This window comes from Klebsiella sp. K47, assembly GCF_051858335.1.
GTDB classification, from domain to species: Bacteria; Pseudomonadota; Gammaproteobacteria; order Enterobacterales; family Enterobacteriaceae; genus Klebsiella; species Klebsiella pneumoniae.
Genome location: NZ_JBPYUI010000007.1, coordinates 159,999 through 179,886, shown reverse-complemented (window position 1 = coordinate 179,886; position 19,888 = coordinate 159,999). Strand labels below are relative to the sequence as shown.

The 19,888-nt window shown below is 58.4% G+C and carries 16 protein-coding genes and 2 pseudogenes; 4 read left to right on the top strand and 14 right to left on the bottom strand.

What is annotated here, in order from left to right:
* Positions 1-99: 99 nt before the first annotated feature.
* The 10 genes and pseudogenes from RRF55_RS09300 to RRF55_RS09255 form a co-directional block, all read right to left on the bottom strand.
* Positions 100-1,167, bottom strand: a complete 1,068-nt coding sequence (locus tag RRF55_RS09300) for an SEL1-like repeat protein (protein WP_021314035.1) — start codon at positions 1,165-1,167, stop codon at positions 100-102.
* A gap of 37 nt (positions 1,168-1,204) precedes the next feature.
* A complete protein-coding gene (locus RRF55_RS09295; RefSeq protein WP_032415136.1) occupies positions 1,205-2,485 on the bottom strand; it encodes an SEL1-like repeat protein in 1,281 nt (426 codons plus the stop codon).
* 37 nt (positions 2,486-2,522) lie between these two features.
* The gene (locus RRF55_RS09290; protein ID WP_223411784.1) at positions 2,523-3,719 is read right to left on the bottom strand and encodes an SEL1-like repeat protein; all 1,197 of its coding nucleotides are present in this window, start codon (positions 3,717-3,719) and stop codon (positions 2,523-2,525) included.
* 77 nt (positions 3,720-3,796) lie between these two features.
* A complete protein-coding gene (locus RRF55_RS09285) occupies positions 3,797-5,674 on the bottom strand; it encodes a phospholipase D-like domain-containing protein (RefSeq protein WP_032415138.1) in 1,878 nt (625 codons plus the stop codon).
* Entirely contained in the window at positions 5,671-8,370 is a 2,700-nt protein-coding gene (locus tag RRF55_RS09280) for a type VI secretion system Vgr family protein (protein WP_439419120.1), read from the bottom strand. Before RRF55_RS09280 ends, RRF55_RS09285 begins: the two co-directional genes overlap by 4 nt.
* Before the next feature lie 150 nt (positions 8,371-8,520).
* Positions 8,521-8,645, bottom strand: a pseudogene (locus RRF55_RS09275) (hypothetical protein).
* 186 nt (positions 8,646-8,831) lie between these two features.
* Positions 8,832-10,529, bottom strand: coding sequence for an OmpA family protein (locus tag RRF55_RS09270; RefSeq protein WP_064153302.1), 1,698 nt, complete (start codon positions 10,527-10,529; stop codon positions 8,832-8,834).
* 3 nt (positions 10,530-10,532) lie between these two features.
* The gene (tssL, locus tag RRF55_RS09265; RefSeq protein ID WP_032415141.1) at positions 10,533-11,186 is read right to left on the bottom strand and encodes a type VI secretion system protein TssL, short form; all 654 of its coding nucleotides are present in this window, start codon (positions 11,184-11,186) and stop codon (positions 10,533-10,535) included.
* Positions 11,183-12,523: a type VI secretion system baseplate subunit TssK gene (tssK, locus tag RRF55_RS09260; protein WP_032415142.1), complete on the bottom strand. Its 1,341-nt coding sequence runs from the start codon at positions 12,521-12,523 to the stop codon at positions 11,183-11,185. Before tssK ends, tssL begins: the two co-directional genes overlap by 4 nt.
* A 237-nt stretch (positions 12,524-12,760) precedes the next feature.
* A pseudogene (locus tag RRF55_RS09255) lies at positions 12,761-13,005 on the bottom strand (hypothetical protein).
* Positions 13,006-13,091: 86 nt separating this feature from the next.
* Between RRF55_RS09255 and RRF55_RS09250 the strand changes: the two are divergent.
* Positions 13,092-13,421, top strand: a complete 330-nt coding sequence (locus tag RRF55_RS09250; protein ID WP_040089289.1) for a gamma-glutamylcyclotransferase family protein — start codon at positions 13,092-13,094, stop codon at positions 13,419-13,421.
* 114 nt (positions 13,422-13,535) lie between these two features.
* On the top strand, positions 13,536-14,075 hold the full coding sequence (locus RRF55_RS09245) for a DUF2058 domain-containing protein (protein ID WP_002910652.1): 540 nt from the start codon (positions 13,536-13,538) through the stop codon (positions 14,073-14,075).
* 25 nt (positions 14,076-14,100) lie between these two features.
* Here RRF55_RS09245 and RRF55_RS09240 read toward each other — a convergent pair whose 3' ends face one another.
* Entirely contained in the window at positions 14,101-14,799 is a 699-nt protein-coding gene (locus RRF55_RS09240; protein ID WP_016530143.1) for an RluA family pseudouridine synthase, read from the bottom strand.
* Between the two features lie 190 nt (positions 14,800-14,989).
* On the opposite strand from RRF55_RS09240, the gene RRF55_RS09235 reads away from it, so the two are divergent.
* Together RRF55_RS09235 and RRF55_RS09230 are read left to right on the top strand one after the other, a co-directional pair.
* Positions 14,990-15,472: a cold-shock protein gene (locus tag RRF55_RS09235; RefSeq protein ID WP_002910657.1), complete on the top strand. Its 483-nt coding sequence runs from the start codon at positions 14,990-14,992 to the stop codon at positions 15,470-15,472.
* Positions 15,473-15,581: 109 nt separating this feature from the next.
* Complete coding sequence (locus tag RRF55_RS09230; protein ID WP_004152315.1) at positions 15,582-16,481, top strand: LysR family transcriptional regulator; 900 nt, start codon at positions 15,582-15,584, stop codon at positions 16,479-16,481.
* On the opposite strand, the gene RRF55_RS09225 is transcribed toward RRF55_RS09230, so the two are convergent.
* The 3 genes from RRF55_RS09225 to RRF55_RS09215 form a co-directional block, all read right to left on the bottom strand.
* Complete coding sequence (locus RRF55_RS09225) at positions 16,456-17,265, bottom strand: substrate-binding domain-containing protein (protein WP_004899032.1); 810 nt, start codon at positions 17,263-17,265, stop codon at positions 16,456-16,458. The genes RRF55_RS09230 and RRF55_RS09225 overlap by 26 nt on opposite strands.
* 11 nt (positions 17,266-17,276) lie before the next feature.
* Positions 17,277-18,572, bottom strand: a complete 1,296-nt coding sequence (locus RRF55_RS09220; RefSeq protein ID WP_004152313.1) for an MFS transporter — start codon at positions 18,570-18,572, stop codon at positions 17,277-17,279.
* A 303-nt stretch (positions 18,573-18,875) separates the two neighbouring features.
* The gene (locus tag RRF55_RS09215; RefSeq protein ID WP_002910715.1) at positions 18,876-19,802 is read right to left on the bottom strand and encodes a LysR family transcriptional regulator; all 927 of its coding nucleotides are present in this window, start codon (positions 19,800-19,802) and stop codon (positions 18,876-18,878) included.
* Positions 19,803-19,888: the final 86 nt, after the last annotated feature.

Here is a 19,888-nt window from a genome sequence, read left to right as displayed (position 1 = left end):
TTTTTATCTTTCCGTTATTAGTTTTGGTTTCATCGTCTTTACTGCAGGACTTTCTTTCTGTTTGTGATGGTTCAGGGACCGGGCAGGAAAAAACGCTTTTTACTGGCCAGCTGACCCGTTGTATTTCCCGGAGTCCGGTGATGTCGGCAGCGGCCTGCCCGTCGCCGGGTTCAGCTGTTTCGCTTTCGCCAGTTTCTCTATCAGCGCCGCATCAGGCGCTGACGGCGGGATATTGGCCTCCCATTCCTCCAGCCATTTCAGTTTGCCGTCCCACTCAGGGAGCAGCGCGGGTGGTAGCGGGACGATATCATTGATTTCCGGGATAACGGGGCTGGCATAGGAGTAATTGCTCAGTATTTTACTGATCACCTTATAGCGCCGGGCACGCTCCGGGTCTGGCTGCTGGGCCAGATAGTAAAGTTCATCCGAAGGTATAGGACCGTTAAACCCATTTGCTAAAAATCTTGCTGAACTTCCATCACCAGCCGCCACACCCAACTGGAAAGCTTCAACTGCTTCCCGGTACTTTCCATCAATAGCTAACATATTGCCCAACCCATTAGCAGCATCCCCTTCCCCTTGCTCCGCAGCGCAGCGCAACATTTGTAGGGCAACCTCTGGAGCCATTCTTGCTGGGGATAGTTTGTACCCCACATATGCCTGAGCCTGAGGATTGCCCTCATCCGCCGCCTTGCGGTAATAGCGCAGGGCAAGCACCGGATCCTGCTGCAGCCCCGCGACGCCCCGTTCCAGATAGATAGCGGTCAGATAGTAACCGGTCGCCACCCCGGCAGCGATCAGCTGCTGGCTCAGCCGGAACTGCTCATGGCTGCTCAGCGAAAACTGCCCGCGCAGTGCACCGTTCTGCAGATTAATGCTGGCCTTATAGTGCCCGTTCTCCGCCGCTATCCGGTACAGTCGTTCGGTTTGCGCATCGACGCTTTTGTCCTGCTTCAGCAGGTTATTTTTCTGCAGCCAGCGGGCGTATTTAAATAGGACATCGGTATCAGCAGACGCCTCAGGAATAATCTGGTGTTTACAGGTAAACGCCAGGTTGGCATTGATATCGGTCAGCGGGTTCACCGGCACATCCTTGTGGATGCTTTTCTGGTCGCAGCCTGACAGCAGCAGGCTGCCCAGCACTATCCATGTCGTTATCCCTTTCATTCCCTGACGCTCTCCTTTTCCTTATCTTCTGCAGAGCTTATGCCTCGCCGACCCGGCGCCACACCGTCTCCTGCTCCTCCACGACCAGTCTGTCGCGCAGCGGCCAGGGACGTGGCCGAACGAAGGTCACCTTCTCCACCGGCATGATGTCTCCCTCGCGGAAGTAACGGATGGCATGTTCGCTCATCCCTTCACGGGGCCGCCACGCCGGCTGCCAGTAGCCGCTTTGCGGGCAGGGCTCGCCGCTGCGGCACTGCAGCCGCGCCACGCTGTCCTTCTCAAAGTCCGGTGATGTCGGCAGCGGCCTGCCCGTTGCCGGGTTCAGCTGTTTCGCTTTCGCCAGTTTCTCTATCAGAGTCGCATCAGGCGCTGGCGGCGGGATATTGGCCTCCCATTCCTCCAGCCACTTCAGCTTACCGTCCCACTCCGGCAGCGGCGCCGGGGGCAGCGGTACGATATCGTTAATTTCCAGGACCGTGGGGCTGGCGTAGGAATAACGTCCCAGAACATCACCTATTTGCTCGTAGCGTCTGGCTCGCTCAGGATCTTTCTGCTGGGCTAGGTAATACAGTTCATCAGTGAATTCTGGACCACTAAATCCATGTTCTAAGAAACTCGCTGAGCTCTCATCACCAGCTGCAATCCCCATTTGGAAAGCTTCTATTGCTCTCCGATAATGACCTCCGCCCTGTAAGTTAACCCCCAGCATTACCGCCGCCTTCCCCTCTCCCTGTTCCGCGGCACAGCGCCGCATCTGGCGTGCAATATCGGGCGCCCTGTCCACCGGCGCCAGCTTACCCCCCACATATGCCTGCGCCTGCGGATTGCCCTCATCCGCCGCCTTACGGTAATACCGCAGGGCAAGCTCGGGATCCTGCTGCAGTCCCGCGACGCCCCGTTCAAGATAGATAGCGGTCAGGTAGTAACCGGTCGCCACCCCGGCGGCGATCAGCTGCTGGCTCAGCCGGAACTGCTCATGGCTGCTCAGCGAAAACTGCCCGCGCAGTGCACCGTTCTGCAGATTAATGCTGGCCTTATAGTGCCCGTTCTCCGCCGCTATCCGGTACAGTCGTTCGGTTTGCGCATCGACGCTTTTGTCCTGCTTCAGCAGGTTATTTTTCTGCAGCCAGCGGGCATATTTAAACAGGACATCGGTATCAGCAGACGCCTCAGGAATAATCTGGTGTTTACAGGTAAACACCATGGCGGCGCTTATATCGCTCAGCGGCTCTGATGATGCCTCCTTATGGGCGCTTTTCTGGTCACAGCCTGACAGCAGCAGGCTGCCCAGCACTATCCATGTCTTTATCCCTTTCATTCCCTGACGCCCTCCTTTTCCTTTTCATCTGCAGAGCTTACGCCTCACCGACACGGCGCCACACCGTCTCCTGCTCCTCCACGACCAGTCTGTCACGCAGTGGCCAGGGACGTGGCCGAACGAAGGTTACCTTCTCCACCGGCATGATGTCTCCCTCGCGGAAGTAACGGATGGCATGTTCGCTCATCCCTTCACGGGGCCGCCACGCCGGCTGCCAGTAGCCGCTTTGCGGGCAGGGCTCGCCGCTGCGGCACTGCAGCCGCGCCACGCTGTCCTTCTCAAAGTCCGGTGACGTCGGCAGTGGCCTGCCCGTTGCCGGGTTCAGCTGTTTCGCTTTCGCCAGTTTCTCTATCAGAATCGCATCAGGCGCTGGCGGCGGGATATTGGCCTCACGTTCCTCCAGCCACTTCAGCTTACCGTCCCATTCCGGCAGCGGCGCCGGGGGCAGCGGTACGATATCGTTAATTTCCAGGACCGTGGGGCTGGCGTAGGAATAATTGCTCAGGATCTTCGTTATCAGTTTATAGCGCCGGGCACGTTCCGGATCCTTCTGCTGAGCCAGATAATACAGTTCATCAGAAGATTCGGGGCCATCAAACCCATGACTTAAAGCAAGCGCTGAGGTGGTGTCTCCAGCCGCCACACCTAACTGGAAAGCTTCAAGCGCATCCTGATACCGCTTGTTGATTTTCATATCAATGCCAAGCTCACCTGCCGCTTTACCATCACCCTGTTCAGCAGCACAACGTAGCATCTGGCGTGCAATATCGGGCGCCCTGTCCACCGGCGCCAGCTTATCCCCCACATATGCCTGCGCCTGCGGATTGCCCTCGTCCGCCGCCTTGCGGTAATACCGCAGGGCAAGCGCCGGATCCTGCTGCAGCCCCGCGACGCCCCGTTCCAGATAAATAGCGGTCAGATAGTACCCGGTCGCCACCCCGGCAGCGATCAGTTGCTGGCTCAGCCGGAACTGCTCATGGCTGCTCAGCGAAAACTGCCCGCGCAGTGCACCGTTCTGCAGATTAATGCTGGCCTTATAGTGCCCGTTCTCCGCCGCTATCCGGTACAGTCGTTCGGTTTGCGCATCGACGCTTTTGTCCTGCTTCAGCAGGTTATTTTTCTGCAGCCAGCGGGCATATTTAAACAGGACATCGGTATCAGCAGACGCCTCAGGAATAATCTGGTGTGCGCAGGTAAACGCCAGGGCGGCATGAGTATCGGAAAGGGGATTCACAAATAAGTCCTTTTTAGCAGACGATGCGCTGTGCTGGATACAAGTTATCAGTATCACAATTAATATTAACTGGCGCATCAATCCAGATCCTTAAGTTCGTTTTTGGCGTAATAAAACGCAATCAGCGGGGCAATAGGCTTTTGATGGTTTTGCTGGCGTTTTTTATTTTCACTTAGAATATATTCCCATGCATCAAACGCATCAGAAGCATTGTCCTGCACGCCTTTCCCGCTGGTATGCAACCCCCACAGACGTCGCCTTAAATCCCGGGTCACACTGCCCCACTCATGTGCAATATTCATTTCACTGTCCACCTGCATACTGCGGGTATTAATATTCGCCGAACCATGTGTTGTGAAAACGTCATTAATGATCATCAGCTTGGAGTGGATATAAACTGGCATCCAGTTATCCACGGGAGAGTCCTGAGCCACCAGTGAGCAGATATGTATTTTCAGGCCGGGTATTGGTACCATTGGAATATCGCTATCTTTTAACTCTTCTGCTTGTTTTAGCTTTGCTTCATATTCTTTCTGCCGGCGGATAAACTCTTCATTAATCTGCGCCTGGGTGGCCGGATTGCGGGACCAGGCGAGAGAGGCGAATTTGCCTGGATCTTCCTCCCTGATCTTCTCTATCATTCGGGACCGGGTCACGCCTGGAATCGTATTGGCGCGCCCCAGGCTTTCCAGCATACGCTGGGTATTTACCGTACCCGCCCCAATCCCCCCTTCCGTGACATTGGTGATAACAAATAAATGTAACGATCCGTCTTTTTCTGGCGTTCGTCCTTTATCAATCTGCACGTGCGCCGCTTTTTTTATAACTTCCGCCAACGGTGGCCAACGAAAGTACTGGTTCTCAATATAGATAAACTGTGTGCTATTGTTGACTGCCTGCAGATAGAGTTTTTCGATATCACGTTTATTCTCCTGCGGCTGCGTGCGCAGGAGCTGGGCAAGTATCAGGGTACCACACTCTTTCCGCGGTTTAAGGCGTTTCGCCATCTCAAGGGCCTGACGCTTTTTGATAAGGTCCTCCCCGGTTTCCTTACACCATGCTTTGGCAAAATTTTCGTGCAGATGTTCAAGAATGGTTCCCGTCACCTGACTGGAAATATCCTGCCGGGGTAAAAAGCCGCGAGCGCCTTGATCAGGTCCCCAGGGGGCCGGGCCCCCGAACCGATTCTGGGAAGAGTGCGCATCGGTATCCCAATACTCATCGAGCATATTATGTCCCATGACAAAACCGATGGCGCTTTCAGGTAATTCATAATCCACCAGCACCGTTTTCTGATGGTGGGACGGCGCTAGCGTCATTATCCCCACCGCGCTGGCACTGAGCCCTTTATCGAGAGCCTGATATCTCGCCCGCCAGGCGATTTCCGCACGTTCTACTTTATTAAACCCGCGGCCCACAAATAGGGGATTGACAGTCCACTGATTGAACTGCTTATTGATTGTGCTGGCTAAAAAGTTGCTGGAATCCAGCAGATCGTCACTATATGAATGACGGGTAAACCAATCGCGGTCAAAAGCATATTGTTCGTCTGTCGCACTCTGCCCGGCGCGATCCTGAAGATGCAGGATCCCCTTTCCGGGAAGGTTTGCCTCGCCGACAACCCCGGCGGTATTAAAGGGCGCCTCCCACCCCAGTATACGCACCTGAACCTGTTTTTCCGCAAGCAGACATAGCAATTCCCCGATGCGCAGCGCCTGTCCGTCACGAATAAAATACATGGATGGTTGAAACCCCCAGCAGATAATATCCACCGATTTTTGTGCCTTTTCGATGGCTCGATATACCGCCGCAAAGGCCTCCTCGCCGTTTACCAGCGGCTTATACGTTGCCACTGCCGGTGGGTATTCCGTATTCTGAACAAACCAGGGCGAGGTGATCATACATTGGCTGGTATCAACCGTAGCAACCGGGGTAACAATATCATTGTGACTCATTGACTTTCGTCCTGTTCAATATGGCCATCGAGCAAATCCGCGTAAGTATTACGGTGCTCCGTATGTGAGGAGGGGGGGTTAATATCAGATGCAGCCTGCGAGGTATGGTGGTGAAAGCCGCGATTAGCGAGTTCCCCCTGCTCAGGGCGACTGTACGCTTCGGCAACGGGTATCTGATAGCTGACGCCATTAGCCATCTCCAGCTTGTAACTTCTGGTCACGACCTGGTGATCGACTGATATCTGACCTCTTTCATCCAGCACCCCTTGTTTCAACAATGCGCCATCGGCATACAGGGTATATGGCATTCCGGCCCAGCTGCTGTCCGACGCATTTGGCGACTGTGCCACGTTCAGTTTCAGCGATTGCCTTACGGTGGACTGAAGTGGCGGATAATCCGGATGATCGGCCTTCATGCTGGCGGGTCCGCTATAGGAAAAATCCGCGGCTTTGACGTCGACATCACCGCCAGTACCGAGCTCAATCCGATAGGGATCGAGGGTGATATAGCTTCCTCCAGCGTTAATGATGATTTTTTTCTTTGCCACAATGTGAATTTCGCTATCAGTACTGACAATCTCCAGATCCTTGCGCGCCAGGAGCTGCAACTGATCGTTTTGCGCCTGAATCGCCACGGGCCCCTGATTGGCGATTAATTTCATCCCCAGCTTGCGGACAAACAGGCTCAGCCCTTCCCCCACACCAATAAACAGCCGTTTCATTACGCCCATATCGGCATCTGCCCCGGCATTGAGCATCAGATTGCGACGTGCGGTTAGTTGCAGATGCTTGCCACTGGCGAGAGCCACACCATTTGGTGCGCTGAGCACGGCAACCGCCTCCCGTAGCTGATCAATTTGCTCACGCATAAAAGCTAACTGTTGTTCAACCTGGGCTGGGTCGGCTTTAGCCGACTGGGCATCACGCGATAGCGAGTCCATCTCATCACCTGCCTGCTTAAGCCTGTCCAGGGTATCCTGCATTGCAAGTATCTTGCCGCTGGCGGTTGACTGTTTATCTGCGGTGATAAAGATCCCTTTCCCCGCCCGTATCGCCCCCCATTTATCCGTCCGGAGCTCAAACCCCTCGCCCCGCAACTCCCTTTGCGCATTCACGTTATGCCCCAGGTTCAGCTGCGTCTTGCCGCCGTACTCGGTGCTGAGCTTGATATGCTCCTCGCCGCGCTTATCCTCCATTCGCAGCTTATTATTGGCCGGAGTACGAATCACATTGCGGGTGCTGTTTTTCTCCGTCACAGGGTCGACATGCCGCGAGTCGTGCAGCGCATGCGCAATATACGGCCGGTCAGGGTCGTCTTCGTGGAAAGCAATCGCCACCTCCGTGCCCTGGATCAGCGGGAAGTGAAAGCCGTACACGTCGCCGCCGTAGGGTTTGGCGAGACGCACCGGCATGCTTTCCTGCCCCTGCCCTTTCTCATCTCTGTCAGGGTCAAATTTCACCCGGTACAGGCCGGACGCATCTTGCCAGGCATAGATATCATTCGCCTTCGCGCTGGTCACCCGCGCCGTCATGGTGCCAGTCACCTTCGGGCGCGGCAGCAGCGGCGGACGCCAGCACAATGTTTCGCTGTAGGGCACCGCCAGCAGGGACACCCGCAGCGCCTCCCGGCGGCTGGCGGTAAAACCGGTGCCGGTGATTAACAGCGGATCCTGTACGGGCGCAGGCAGGGTCGACGGCAGGCTGTCGGTAACGGTCAGCACCTGGGCCGGCGCCAGCCAGGCTGCAGTACTGTTCGCGGTAATAAGCGTCTGGTGAGCCAGAAAACGCTCATGGTCGAGGCGGGCATAGAAGTTGGCGGTCTCCGTCTGCGGGTCGATTTTATCGCCACGCTCCCGGTGGCGAAGCTTATAGTGGTATACCTCATCGTAAGTGATGCCTTCACCATTTCCTCGGGTCATATCCGCTGTTGCCGACTGGAGAACGCTCTGCGCATCGCGGGGGTTATAATCCCGGGTAGTGACGTTCGCCTCTACGACATTGTGCGTGATGTTCAGACCCCATATCGATTCCGTACCGCTGTCGCTCATCCCGGACGGGCTGTTTACAGGAAGTGTTTTATCGAACATCAGCGCCCGCTGCGCGTCGGCGAAGTGGACTACTTCGCTCTGGGCCTCTTCCTGCAGGGTGAAGAAATAAAATATCCCCACCTCTGCCAGCAGGCGCTGGATAAACGCCAGGTCGCTCTCCTGATACTGATTAATTTGCTCGCGCCGCGGATAGTGTTGCTTGAGATTAAACTCATACTCCCAGTCATGGAGGTGATGTTCCTGCAATACCTGCTCCACCACCTCCGGTACCGATTTGTTGACGAAAAAACGATGGCTGCGAAACTGTTTATCCAGCAGGGAGAGAAACGGCTGGAGGGTTATCTGATAGGTCGACTGATCTTCAGAACGATTGACGCGCCGGAAGGTGGTAATCACACCATGGACGCGTTTGCAGTCCGCCAGCTGCTGCAGTGCGCCGCCGCCCATCGTCAGCATGGCGGGTTTGCTCAGGAGCTGTGCGGCATCAATATTTTTCTCTGCGCTGGTAAACGTAATAGTGTAATAATAAAGTTCACTCAGTTTTTCTGCCCCACTGAATTCTTCCACATCCAGCGATGCGGTACATGAAGGAATATCCAGCTGGTAACGGTTAAGGGTGGTGCCGGTAATTATTGAAGAGGTATCCATTATATTCCTGTTTTACTCCGCTGTAATGACTATCAAAAATCAATTCACAGGACGCCCTGTTTAATTTTGTTTAATGATAATCATCTCATTCATCATAAATATATTTATGTGCATATCGATATATCAGATACCCCACCAGGAGTTTCGTAACTAAAAGGTAACCCCAGGGATATTTATATTCACTGACTGAGAAATAAAAAAAGCAGCCAGAAACCGGAGCCTTCAACGTTTATCGCCGCCAGCATTTCTCTGCCACTGTCCTTAGCGCTATCCATAATGATCTCCTTTATCCATCCCCTTTCCCGAGCTTCATCCCCGCAGAGGCCCCGCTTTGCCGACAAGTTTGACTGGCTGCAGGCACGCTACCGCCCATCGCTGTTTCCTGTTTATCAGGGACCCGTAGCGCACAAGGTCAGACAGGCAGATTGTTGTTGTTCAACCTCCGCGATCGGGGTCGCGGATTACTCGGTTTCGCTTTTTAATCCGTTAGTCTCTGCTCCTGAGGTATTGGCCGTGCCCGGCGTCAGACAGGCGTCCTTCTGCGGGACCAGACTGATCTCCACCCGGCGATTTTGCGCCCGCCCCTCTGGCGTCTCGTTGCTGGCGACAGGACGACTTGCGCCGTAGCCCTGCACCGCAAAACAGCTCTCCGGCACATCGCCGGTATCGCGCATCCAGTCGCGGACCGCCTCGGCACGCTTCAGGGAGAGTTGTTGATTGGATTTATCGTTGCCGATGCTGTCGGTATGGCCTGCCACCACGATCAGCCAGCCGGGTTTGGCCTTAATGCCCAGCAGCGAGTTCACCAGCAGCTTTGTCGAACCCGGTTTCAGCGTCGATTTGCCGGTATCGAACAGCGCCATGCTATCGAGGCGGATCGTCTGCGGCCCCTGCACAACCTGCTTGATGACCGGACGCGGCGGCGGGGGCGGCGCCCAGTCATTGATAGCGGCTTCAACGAAGGGGATCAGCCGCCCCCCCTGATACAGCCCCAGCCGATAACGCAGCGGCTCCCCCCGGCGCAACCAGTCATCCAGCAGGCGGCTGTCGGCACGCAGACGCTGCTGCGCCTGCAGCTTCGGCGTCGGCGGCGTGCCGCTGAGGCGGTGATACACCGCCAGATGATCGCCGACGCTGCGCACCAGGCGCTGGTTGTTGATAAAGGAAGCCAGCATCGCCAGCGCCAGAAAGAGGAAGCCCACCCCAGCGGCAAGACCGGCATCGCGCATCCGGCGGCTGACCCCGTGGCGGTGCGGCAGTGACGACAGAAGAAGATCCGGCAGCGGGTGAGGACCTGGCGCCGCGTCGTTGCCCGGGGAGAGCGTGGTGATCGCGGCGATTTGCTGTTGCCAGAGGTTATTCGCCACCGCCGCCACCGGCGTAAGGCAGATGCCCGCGGCACACAGGTTCAGCGGAGGAAGTTCCGCCTGCCGGGCGCGGAATGGCCGGAAAAGAGCGTTTTCGGCCAAGGTCAGAATGCTCTCCAGCCACAGCGTCTGATGCAGGCGTGAGGCAGAGCTGCCCTCCCGCTGCCACCCGGCAACCGCCTGGGGCGCTTGTCCCTTCTGCTGCGCCTGGAGCCCAGGCCTCTCCGGCGTGATGGTAAACCAGCGGCTTTGCCCTGCCTGGCCGCCTGGCGGCGTCACCCAGAACACGCTCCACACCGGCGGCAGACCGTTTAGCCAGGTTCGGCACTCAACGATACTCCGCCGCCAGTCGCGCAGCGACTGCGCCAGATGCTCCCCGGAGGGGTGGTGCTCCGGTACCACCGCCAGCAGCACGGAAACCTGCGATACCAGCGCCGGACGCGCCGCCGCCAGGTACTGCGCCAGCCCCGGCAATTGCTCCGCGCTGTCTCCCCGTAGATACCAGCCGTGACGGGTTTCGCCGTGCGCCGAACGCCCGGGAAACAGACCGTCGGTATCCCCGCAGACCAGAACCACTGCCCCCTGAAAATCCTCGGGCGGCAGGACGATTTCCGATCGCTGACGGCTGACTGCCCGGCGACGCTGACGCCAGAGCGCCGCGCCGCCCGCCAGCAGGATGCACAGACTGAAGATCACCTGGTTGCCGATGGACAGCGGCCAGAAGCCCAGCACCAGCCACAGGGCCAGGATGACGGTCAGTAGCGTAAGCAGACGACGGGCGTTATCACGCATCTCTTATCCCTGCCCTGCTATCTGCGCCACCATCTGTGACAGCACGGAGGAGAAGGTCAACCACAGCGCCGCCAGCGCCACAATGCCAGCCGCCCAGCCGCACCAGTACATCCGCCGTCCGCTGCGCAGCCGGGAGGCACGAACCACCACCGGCGCCTCCTGGGTCAGGCTGAACGGCGGGACCCGCGCGCCAAGCGCTTGCGCCACGTCCTCACGCCGTTCGTCATCCTCGGCGCGGTACTGTCCGACAAACCCCAGTTGCAAAGTACGATAGAAACAAGTCAGCACTGCCGCATCCGCCGTGGGCTCTCGCAGCAGCTGGCGGATCCGTTCCCAGAGCTCTTCCCCGGCGTTGAGAGTGCTGAAAAAGCGCGCCTGCAGCGGATCCTTGCGCCACCTGCGGTAGCCATCATCCTGACTGGCGCGGTTGAGGACGCTCTCATCGAGCAGCGCGCAGTAGGCATAGAGCATCTGCTCAGCGCTGGCTTCACTGACTCCCCCCGCCGTCAGCGCCTCGCGCGCCTCGGTCACCCATCGACAGGCCTGGCGATAGAGCGCCTCGCCATCGGTCACCGGCTGGCCGCAGCGTAACTGGCTGACCATCAGCCAGCCCGGGTAAAAGGTTTTGTTGATCAGATCGCTTTCAGAGGTATTCATGAGCGCAGTACCGCAAAGAGTTCAAGTTTCACGTCGCCAAGCGATTCCGGGGTATAGAAGGTGCAGTTGCCGGCCTCCAGCATCGTGCGGGCGGCGTCGGTGGAGAGATCCAGAGCGAAATATTGGTTTTCCAGACGTAGCGGAATGGCCGCCGGCACATGGCTCAGCGGTTTGATCGCGATGCCGCTGAGGGCAATATTGACGACCTCGGCGACATCATCATGGCTACCCGCCTTACAGAGCTGCGGAAAGCGGCTCTGTAGCTGGTGAGGGGGGAGTGAAGAGCGCACCGACAGATAAAAATCCGCCCCCTCGCGCAGCCGCGCATCGTGCAGCCTGCCCCGCCAGATCTCCCGGTCGGCGCCCTGCTCCAGAGCGATGGCGATCACCCTTGAGGGCAGGCTGACTTCGAGCAGCGTATCCAGCAGGGCAAACAGCGGTGGGAATACCTGCTCTGGCGAGGCATGCCGGTAGCGGGGGATTGCTTCCAGATGATGTTCAAGGGAGAAAGTCAGCAGACTGCCGGCCAGCCTGGCCAGTTCGCGATAGAGCAGCTCCGGATGGCGCGAAGGGTCCTGATGCAGCTCGCTGAGCACCGGTTCAGCGCTGTTCAGCGCGTTGAGCAGCCAGAACAGGGAAACATCCGCCACGGCAAAATCAGCCATCCGCGCATTGCTTTCACGACGCATGGCCATCAGGCGTCTGCGTCGGGCCTGCAGGCGATGTAACAGCTCGCCCAGCTCGCTGACCAGCGTCGGGCTTGCCGCCAGCGACAGCAGCGGCGGGATGAATTCCGGGTCAACGATCCACTGCCCCTGGGCGTCGCGCACCAGACGCGCTACCGGGCAGGTGAGAAAGGCTGCATTTTCCTCGGTGGAGAGACGCAGCGTTAGCGCGTGCCGCAGAACGGCCAGCTCGCTGCGTTCATGGCCGGCCAGCTCCTGGACGGTCACCTGCTCGGCGCGCCAGCGGCGCGGGCGGGCGCTCTCCTGGCCGTCATCAAGATTGCCGCCGCTGGCGCTGAGCAGCGGCAGAGCGAGCAGAACCTCCACGCTGTCCTGCATCACGTCCGATACATCGCGGACCGGTGGCAAAATATCCGCCAGCTCGGTGTCAATCAGCGTTCCGTCGGCGAAACGCACGATCAGCCGGGTAGCGTTGAGCCGGGAAAGGGTGAGCGCGCTCGCGTCAAACTCCGCGCGCAATACCCCCCACGGGTGGGCGAGAGCCATGCGGGAGACCGTATCGGCGACGTGCGCGTCCCAGCGGGCCTGTTGCTGAAACTGCTGCGGGACCAGAAAAGCCCCGTCGCGCCATAATGGGCGGAAAATCTTCATTGCACCTCCTGTGCCTTTCACTTTCATTGGTCTGCAGACAGGACCAAATGCCCGGACGGATATCCCTCATCCGCCGTGTGTTCGGCTGGATTTATTACCTGCCGCTTCAGGGAAAGGAAATATCTCCCCTGCCCGCGAGAGTTTCGAAGTCAGATGGTATTTTTTGGTCAAGGGATGTTTATCATAAAGCGAAAGAGTCAGGGGGAGGTAACGCTTGGCCCTAAATAATATCTGAATTCAACCCAAGGTAGCTTTATTGCTCTCGGTCATCACATGTAGAAGGAATATTCCATAAGCGGCCCTTTTATTATTTTCCTGTTGAATATTAATTAGCGAATTAATCCCTCCGTCAGGAATATTTATATTTACCTTAAATATAAATAATAATAAAAATATCACCGCAATCGATATACCCTCAGTAGCGCTGAGTCCAGAGTCTCCCCGGCAACTGCCAGATGCCCGGAGGAGTGCCCCGCCCCCACCCGGCCATTGCCAGGCGCTGCATTACCCCGTATTTTGGTTTCCCGCTCCGCTGTGGGCGGGTATCAGGGCGAACGAGAGAGAGAAAATGAAACCGCTATTTGTCTATGGGACGCTCTGTCCCGGTCGCAGCAATGCGCATATTCTGGAGGCGATCGGGGGCGAGTGGCGTCCCGGCTACGTCACCGGCACCTTTTACGCGCGCGGCTGGGGCGCAGCCGCCGATTTCCCGGGGATCGTCCTCGACGCTCACGGCCCACGGGTCAACGGCTATCTGTTCCTGTCCGATCGGCTGGCGGTGCACTGGCCGATGCTGGACGACTTTGAGGAAGGGTACGATCGGGTGCCGGTGGAAGTGACCACCGACGATGGACAGCAGATCAGCGCCTGGATTTATCAGCTTCAGCCCCGGGGGTAATCCCCCGCCGCGCTGCGCGGCATGGTACAGCAGCCCAGCGCGATCGCGAGTCTGGCGTCGTTTCTGCCAATGCAGGTATACTTGCCAGATGTTTCCTCAGTTTCAGACACGCAGATGACAAAACTCACCTTACAAGAGCAGATGCTCAAAGCCGGCCTGGTCAGCAGCAAAAAAATGGCTAAAGTCCAGAGGACGGCGAAAAAATCCCGCGTTCAGGCCCGTGAGGCCCGGGAAGCGGTGGAAGAAAATAAAAAAGCCCAGCTGGAGCGTGATAAACAGCTTAGCGAGCAGCAAAAGCAGGCGGTGCTGGCGAAAGAGTATAAAGCCCAGGTGAAGCAGCTGATCGAGATGAACCGCATTACGGTCGCCCGGGGCGATATCGGCTTTAACTTTACCGATAATAATCTGATCAAAAAAATCATGGTCGACAAGCCCACCCAGACCCAGCTGATTAACGGCCGTCTGGCGATTGCCCGCCTGGCGGTGGATAACAAGCCCGAAGGTGAATATGCGATTATTCCGGCGGTAGTGGCTGAGAAAATTGCCCAGCGCGACGCCAGCAGCATCGTGTTGCACAGCGCCCTGAGTCAGGATGAGCAGGATGAAGACGATCCGTACGCCGACTTTAAGGTGCCCGACGATCTGATGTGGTAACCCCGGGCTTTCCCGCCGCGGGCGATCAAAACGGGCTCGCCTGCTGGATATGCATCGGCTCATGGCTGACGGGGTGGACAAAACGCAGTTCGCTGGCGTGCAGCATCAGCCGCGGAGCGCATTCCGTGCCGGGCAGCTCCCGGCCACCGTACAGATCGCAGCCAAGGATCGGATAGCCCAGCAGCTGGCAGTGAATACGCAGCTGATGGGTCCGTCCGGTCTCCGGGGTGAGCGTTACCCGGGTTAACGCCAGCGCCCTCTCGCCTTCTCGCGCCTGATACAGGCGGTCTATGACCCGATAGCGCGAACGCGCCGGTTTGCCGTGGCGGGCGCAGAGCGCCATGCGCGGGAAATGGGCCGGATCTTTGGCGATTGCCGCCTCCACTATCCCCTCGTCTTCCGCCAGGTGGCCGCACAGCAGCGCCGTATAGACCTTGCCCACCGTGCGCTGGCTGAACTGCTGGCACAGCAAGGCGTTAATGCCCTTGTTGCGGGCGATCACCATCAGGCCGGAGGTGCCGAAGTCCAGGCGGTGCACCAGGGTGCAGCCCGGAAAGCGCTGTACCAGCCGGTGATGCACGGAGTCGAGGTTGCGCGGATCTTTGCCCGACAGGCTCAGCAGCCCGGCGGGCTTATTGATCAGCACCAGGTGTTCGTCCTGATACAAGAGGGTGATCTGTTCGCGACACGGCGGCGCGACAAAGGTATCGATAATGGTGGACATCAGGCGGCCCGAAGAAGGAGTGGCTGGCGATAGTACCTCATTTTGCCCAGCGGCACGATGCTGGCGCACAATCCGCCCTCGCGGCGGCGTCATTTATCACCCACACTTATCGCAAAGGCATGGCCTGTACAGGCAATGTGCTTTACACTGCGCGCTGCAAAATTTGTGTTAACCAACGAGTAATACGGTAATGGCGATGAACGGAACAATCACAACGTGGTTTAAAGATAAAGGTTTTGGATTTATCAAAGATGAAAACGGCGAAAATCGTTATTTTCACGTGATTAAGGTCGCCAATCCTGATCTTATCAAGAAAGACGCGGCGGTGACTTTCGAACCTACCACCAACAATAAAGGGCTGTCGGCCTACGCGGTGAAGGTCATTCCGGAAAGCAAATATATCTATATTGCCGGCGAGCGGTTGAAGCTGACCTCCATCAAATCCTATGTGGTGTACCGGGAAGAAGAGCCGGTCGAGACCCGCGTCGATAAAGAAAACGCCGTGCTGTCGGTCGGGCTGCTGATGAACAGCATCCGGCCAAAAGCCACGGTGCAGCCGGGAGAGATGCGCTCGGTGAAAAAGCTGGCGATCACCACCTTTCAGGGGACAACCCTGATCTTTTCGGAAGACGAAATCGATATCGATGCCACGGTAAAACTGCTTAAGGTGTAAGCCCTGGCGCGCGGTTTCCCGCGCGCCCGAAGTCCTGCCCGATATGCTACCCGCCATCGCCCCTCGCCGGACGGGGCGATGGCGCCAGAGAGCCGATAAGGATGCCGCCATGCCCGTAAATTTTGACTTCAACGATCTCTACGCCTTTCGCGCCCTGATGGAATATGGCAGTTTTCGGCTGGCGGCCGAATCCATCTGCCTGTCGCAGTCGGCCCTTAGCCGACGCATCGAAAAGCTGGAGACGGCGCTGGGCAACCGGCTGTTCGATCGCACCACCCGACGGGTGACCCTCACGCTGTATGGGCAAAATTTTGCCGAACGTTCGGAGCAGCTGCTGGCCCATGTCGAGACGGTGCTGGCGGATATCAGCCAGGTCAGCAAGGCGCGCACCGGGCTGGTGACGGTGGCGACAGTGCCCTCCGCCGCCTACTACTTTATGCCGGAAATCATCCGCAGCTTTCAGGCGCGTTATCCCCAGGTGCGCATCCGGTTGATTGACAGCAGCGTCGGGAATGTGATCGAGGCGGTCAGCAGCGGACAGGCTGACTTTGGCCTCTGCTTTGCCAAAAACCTGCCAGCCAGTATCGAATTCACCCCTCTTGCCGACGACCGCTATGTGGCCGCCTGTCGGCACGATCATCCGCTGGCGCGCAAGACGCACCTAAGCTGGCAGGCGTATTTTGAACAGGATTATATTGGCCTGGATCGGGTCTCCGGCAACCGGACGCTGCTTGACCGGGAGCTGGCGCATCTGACGCCGGCGCGGCCAAGTATCTGCGAAACCCGCCACGTCACCACGATGCTGGGGATGGTGGAAGCGGGCATCGGCATTGCCGCCGTGCCCGCGATGTCGATGCCCGCCGGGGAGCATTCCGTTCTCCGCGCTGTGCCGCTCACCGACCCGGTGGTCACGCGTACGGTAGGCCTGATCCGCCTCAGCGGCCGTATTCAGTCCTACGTGGCGGCAGAGCTGGAGAAGCTGATTATTGAACAGTATCCTTCTGGCTGACCGGCGCGGCGGCGGCTACGCTTCGCATACCGGTGGCGTGGATGGTCTCCTGCGCCGCCGGTGACGCCAGATACGTCAGCAGCGCCTTGCCTTCCTGCGGGTGGTCGGCGCTGATGGTCACCGCCCCGGCAAAGCGGGTGATGTACTGCAGGTTATCCGGCAGTTCGCCGACGAAGGTTACGCCGGGCACCGGCAGCAGTTCGCTCACCTGCTGAAAACCGATCGCATACCGTCCCTTGGCCACTTCCGAGGCCACCGGAATGCGCTCCACCATCTGCGCTTTACTCTGCATCGCGTCATCAATGCCCAGGGTGTGGAACAGCGTCGAGCTGACATAGCGTCCGCTGGCGCTGTCGGAGTACGCGACCGATGGCGCCGCCAGCAGCGTCGCCCGCAGCTGGTCTGCGCTGTGGATAGCCGGCAGCGGCGCCCCCGCCTTCACCACCACGCCGATCGGCGAGTCGGCCAGCTCCCGGCGCGAATCCGGTTGCGTACGGCCCGCTTTCTCGAGGCTGGTCAGCGCGTCCCCGACCATGATCACCACGTCCGCGTGTTCGCCGCGCGCCAGACGGTTAGGGATCGCCTGCGGCGTTTTTCCCATCGACGGGCCAGGGATCACCACGAGGTGGTTGCCGGTTTGTTTTTCCCACGCCGGGGCCAGCTTTTCCAGCGCCGCTTTGAAGCCGCCGGAGATCATCACGGTGACCTCAGCGGACAACGCGCTGCCGCCGGTGGCGGCCAGCAGCAGCGTGGCCAGCAGGGTTCCTGTCGTTTTACGCATCATCTTCTCCCTGATTAACGTGCCGTCTGCAGCGCAACGGCGCTACGGCGATAGAGGTAGCAAGTGGCCAGCAGACCGCAGATGGCGGCAAAGCTCATCCAGTAGCCGGGAGACGCTTTATCACCGGTATACTCAATCAGCGCCGTGGAAATCACCGGCGTGAAGCCGCCAAACACCGCGGTCGCCAGGCTGTAGGCCAGCGAGAAACCTGCCACGCGCACTTCGGCGGGCATAATTTCGGTCAGCGCCGGGATCATCGCCCCGTTGTACATGCCGTAGATAAACGACAGCCACAGCAGCACGCTCAGCATCATCAAAAAGCTCGGGGCGTTCGCCAGCATGGTCAGCGCAGGCCAGGCGGTAGCCAGCGCCAGCAGGGTCATGGCGATCAGCACCGATCGGCGGCCAAAGCGGTCGGACAGCGCCCCGCCCACCGGCAGCCAGAAGAAGTTGGAAATCGCCACCAGCAGCGTGACCAGCAGGCTGTCAGAGGCGCTGAGCATCAGCACCTTTTTACCAAAGGTCGGGGCATAGACGGTGATCAGGTAGAACGCGGTGGTGGTCATCGCCACCATCATCATCCCGGCGATAACCACCTGCCAGTTCGCCAGCAGGGTGGCGAATACCTGGCGCATCGCCAGATGATGGCGGCGGGCAGTAAACTCCTGGGTCTCCTCCAGCTTACGGCGCAGGATAAAAATGAACGGAACAATCAGGCAGCCGAAAAGGAACGGAATACGCCAGCCCCAGTCGCTGATAGCGCTCGGCTCCAGTACCGCGTTGAGGGCAAAGCCCATCGCGGCTGCCACCATGATGGCAACCTGCTGACTGCCCGACTGCCAGCTGGTGTAAAAGCCTTTGCGGCCCGAGGTGGCGATCTCGGCCAGATAGACCGACACCCCGCCCAGCTCGGCGCCTGCGGAAAAGCCCTGCAGCAGACGGCCGATCAGCACCAGCAGCGGCGCCCACAGGCCAATGGTCTGATAAGAGGGGATCAGCACGATCAGGAAGGTGCCGGTGGCCATGATCGACAGGGTGACGATCAGCCCCTTGCGCCGCCCCACCTTGTCGATATAGGCGCCAAGTACGATAGCGCCGATGGGGCGCATCAAAAAGCCGGCGCCGAAGACCGCGAAGGTCATCATCAGCGAGGCGAATTCACTGCTCGCCGGAAAAAAGGTATGGGCGATGTAGGTGGCATAAAACCCGAACAGAAAAAAGTCGAACTGTTCGAGAAAGTTACCGGACGTGACGCGCAGAATGGCGCCGATCCGGTCACGGGTACTCATCTGTGAGGTTGTTGAATGCATGCAGGTCTCCAGTTTGTTATCCACGCGTTGTCGCGCGCCTGTCGCTGAAGACTGAAACAGAACCGGGAACGAAATAAGCGTAATAAACGCATCCACTAATGCATTTTACGCATGAATAACATTTAACTAATTAACATTACTTTTACATACAATCATTTAACACACACCGTCCTAACCACGCCGCGGGTGACGGCGAAAAAGTCAGTTTTCCGTTTTGTGACCGGGGCCAGGATATGTCGCCGTGGGTTGAAGGCATAAAACCTGGCCTGGGGTAACGAAATACCCTGCCGGCTGGAAAGCGCGTCAGGAAGCGGTGGACTCCCCCACCAGCGTCTGCAACAGGGAGATAAGCCAGCGGGTAGCCTCGCGTTTCCCGCTGCGTTGGTGGGCGTAAATCTTGACGTCAAACGGCGGAACCGGAAACGGCAGCGGGAAAATGGTCAGCCGGGCGGCGCGGGCCATCGTCTCCGCCGCCCGCCGGGGCAGCGCCATCAACAGGTCGCTCTGCTCAATAATAAAGGGCGCGCTCAGCATCGAGGGGGTTTTCATCGCCACCTGCCGCGAATAGCCCTGTCGCTCCAGCTCACAGTCCAGCACCCCCTGCCGCTCATTCCACGGGGTCACCACCAGATGACGGGCCGCAAGGTAGGCGTCCAGGGTCAGCGCCGTCCGGTTGGCCTGGCTGATGACCACATATTCGTCCCGCAGCCAGTTAATCTCCTCAAGATCGGGATGGGCTGGCTCGTCAGGGGTATTGAACCCGAGGGCCAGGTCGACCTCGCCCGCCAGCAGCTCGGTCAGCGCCGGGCTGTGGGGCAGATAACGGAGCTCAAACCGCAGCCCGGGCGCCTCACGCTGCAGGTGATGCATCAGCGTCGGAAAGACGCAGAACGCGGTGAAATCGGTGATCGCAATCTGCATGCAGTCGGTGCTGGCGGCCGGCACAAACGCCGCCGGCGGCGTCAGCTCCTGGTTGAGAAACTTCAGCGCCGAAGCGATAGAGGGCGCCAGCTGGCTGGCATAGACGCTGGGGCACATCCGGTGGCCTTCGCGGTAGAACAGCGGATCGTTGAGGGCGCTGCGCAGCCGGGAAAGCGCATGGCTCAGCGCCGAGGTGCTCATCGCCAGCTCTTCCGCCGCCAGGCGTACCGAGCGGGAGCGATAGACCGCGTCAAAGACCGGCAACAGGTTGAGGTCAATCCGGCGCAGGACAGGATGCATAATATTCATCGTTTGCTGATTTCATTGCACTTAATTCTTTTCACAATACCGCTTATCCTCAGGGTCAGCAATTTTGCTCTCTTTTGACTATGGAT

Bases quoted from the DNA above. Each gene is read 5' to 3' on its own strand.
- RRF55_RS09285 (WP_032415138.1), bottom strand. From the start codon at position 5,674: ATGAGTCACAATGATATTGTTACCCCGGTTGCTACGGTTGATACCAGC.
- RRF55_RS09250 (WP_040089289.1), top strand. From the start codon at position 13,092: ATGAAACCGCTATTTGTCTATGGGACGCTCTGTCCCGGTCGCAGCAAT.
- RRF55_RS09300 (WP_021314035.1), bottom strand. From the start codon at position 1,167: ATGAAAGGGATAACGACATGGATAGTGCTGGGCAGCCTGCTGCTGTCA.
- tssK (WP_032415142.1), bottom strand. From the start codon at position 12,523: ATGAAGATTTTCCGCCCATTATGGCGCGACGGGGCTTTTCTGGTCCCG.
- RRF55_RS09270 (WP_064153302.1), bottom strand. From the start codon at position 10,529: ATGCGTGATAACGCCCGTCGTCTGCTTACGCTACTGACCGTCATCCTG.
- RRF55_RS09245 (WP_002910652.1), top strand. From the start codon at position 13,536: ATGACAAAACTCACCTTACAAGAGCAGATGCTCAAAGCCGGCCTGGTC.
- RRF55_RS09215 (WP_002910715.1), bottom strand. From the start codon at position 19,802: ATGAATATTATGCATCCTGTCCTGCGCCGGATTGACCTCAACCTGTTG.
- RRF55_RS09235 (WP_002910657.1), top strand. From the start codon at position 14,990: ATGGCGATGAACGGAACAATCACAACGTGGTTTAAAGATAAAGGTTTT.
- tssL (WP_032415141.1), bottom strand. From the start codon at position 11,186: ATGAATACCTCTGAAAGCGATCTGATCAACAAAACCTTTTACCCGGGC.
- RRF55_RS09225 (WP_004899032.1), bottom strand. From the start codon at position 17,265: ATGATGCGTAAAACGACAGGAACCCTGCTGGCCACGCTGCTGCTGGCC.
- RRF55_RS09230 (WP_004152315.1), top strand. From the start codon at position 15,582: ATGCCCGTAAATTTTGACTTCAACGATCTCTACGCCTTTCGCGCCCTG.
- RRF55_RS09240 (WP_016530143.1), bottom strand. From the start codon at position 14,799: ATGTCCACCATTATCGATACCTTTGTCGCGCCGCCGTGTCGCGAACAG.
- RRF55_RS09295 (WP_032415136.1), bottom strand. From the start codon at position 2,485: ATGAAAGGGATAAAGACATGGATAGTGCTGGGCAGCCTGCTGCTGTCA.
- RRF55_RS09220 (WP_004152313.1), bottom strand. From the start codon at position 18,572: ATGCATTCAACAACCTCACAGATGAGTACCCGTGACCGGATCGGCGCC.
- RRF55_RS09280 (WP_439419120.1), bottom strand. From the start codon at position 8,370: ATGGATACCTCTTCAATAATTACCGGCACCACCCTTAACCGTTACCAG.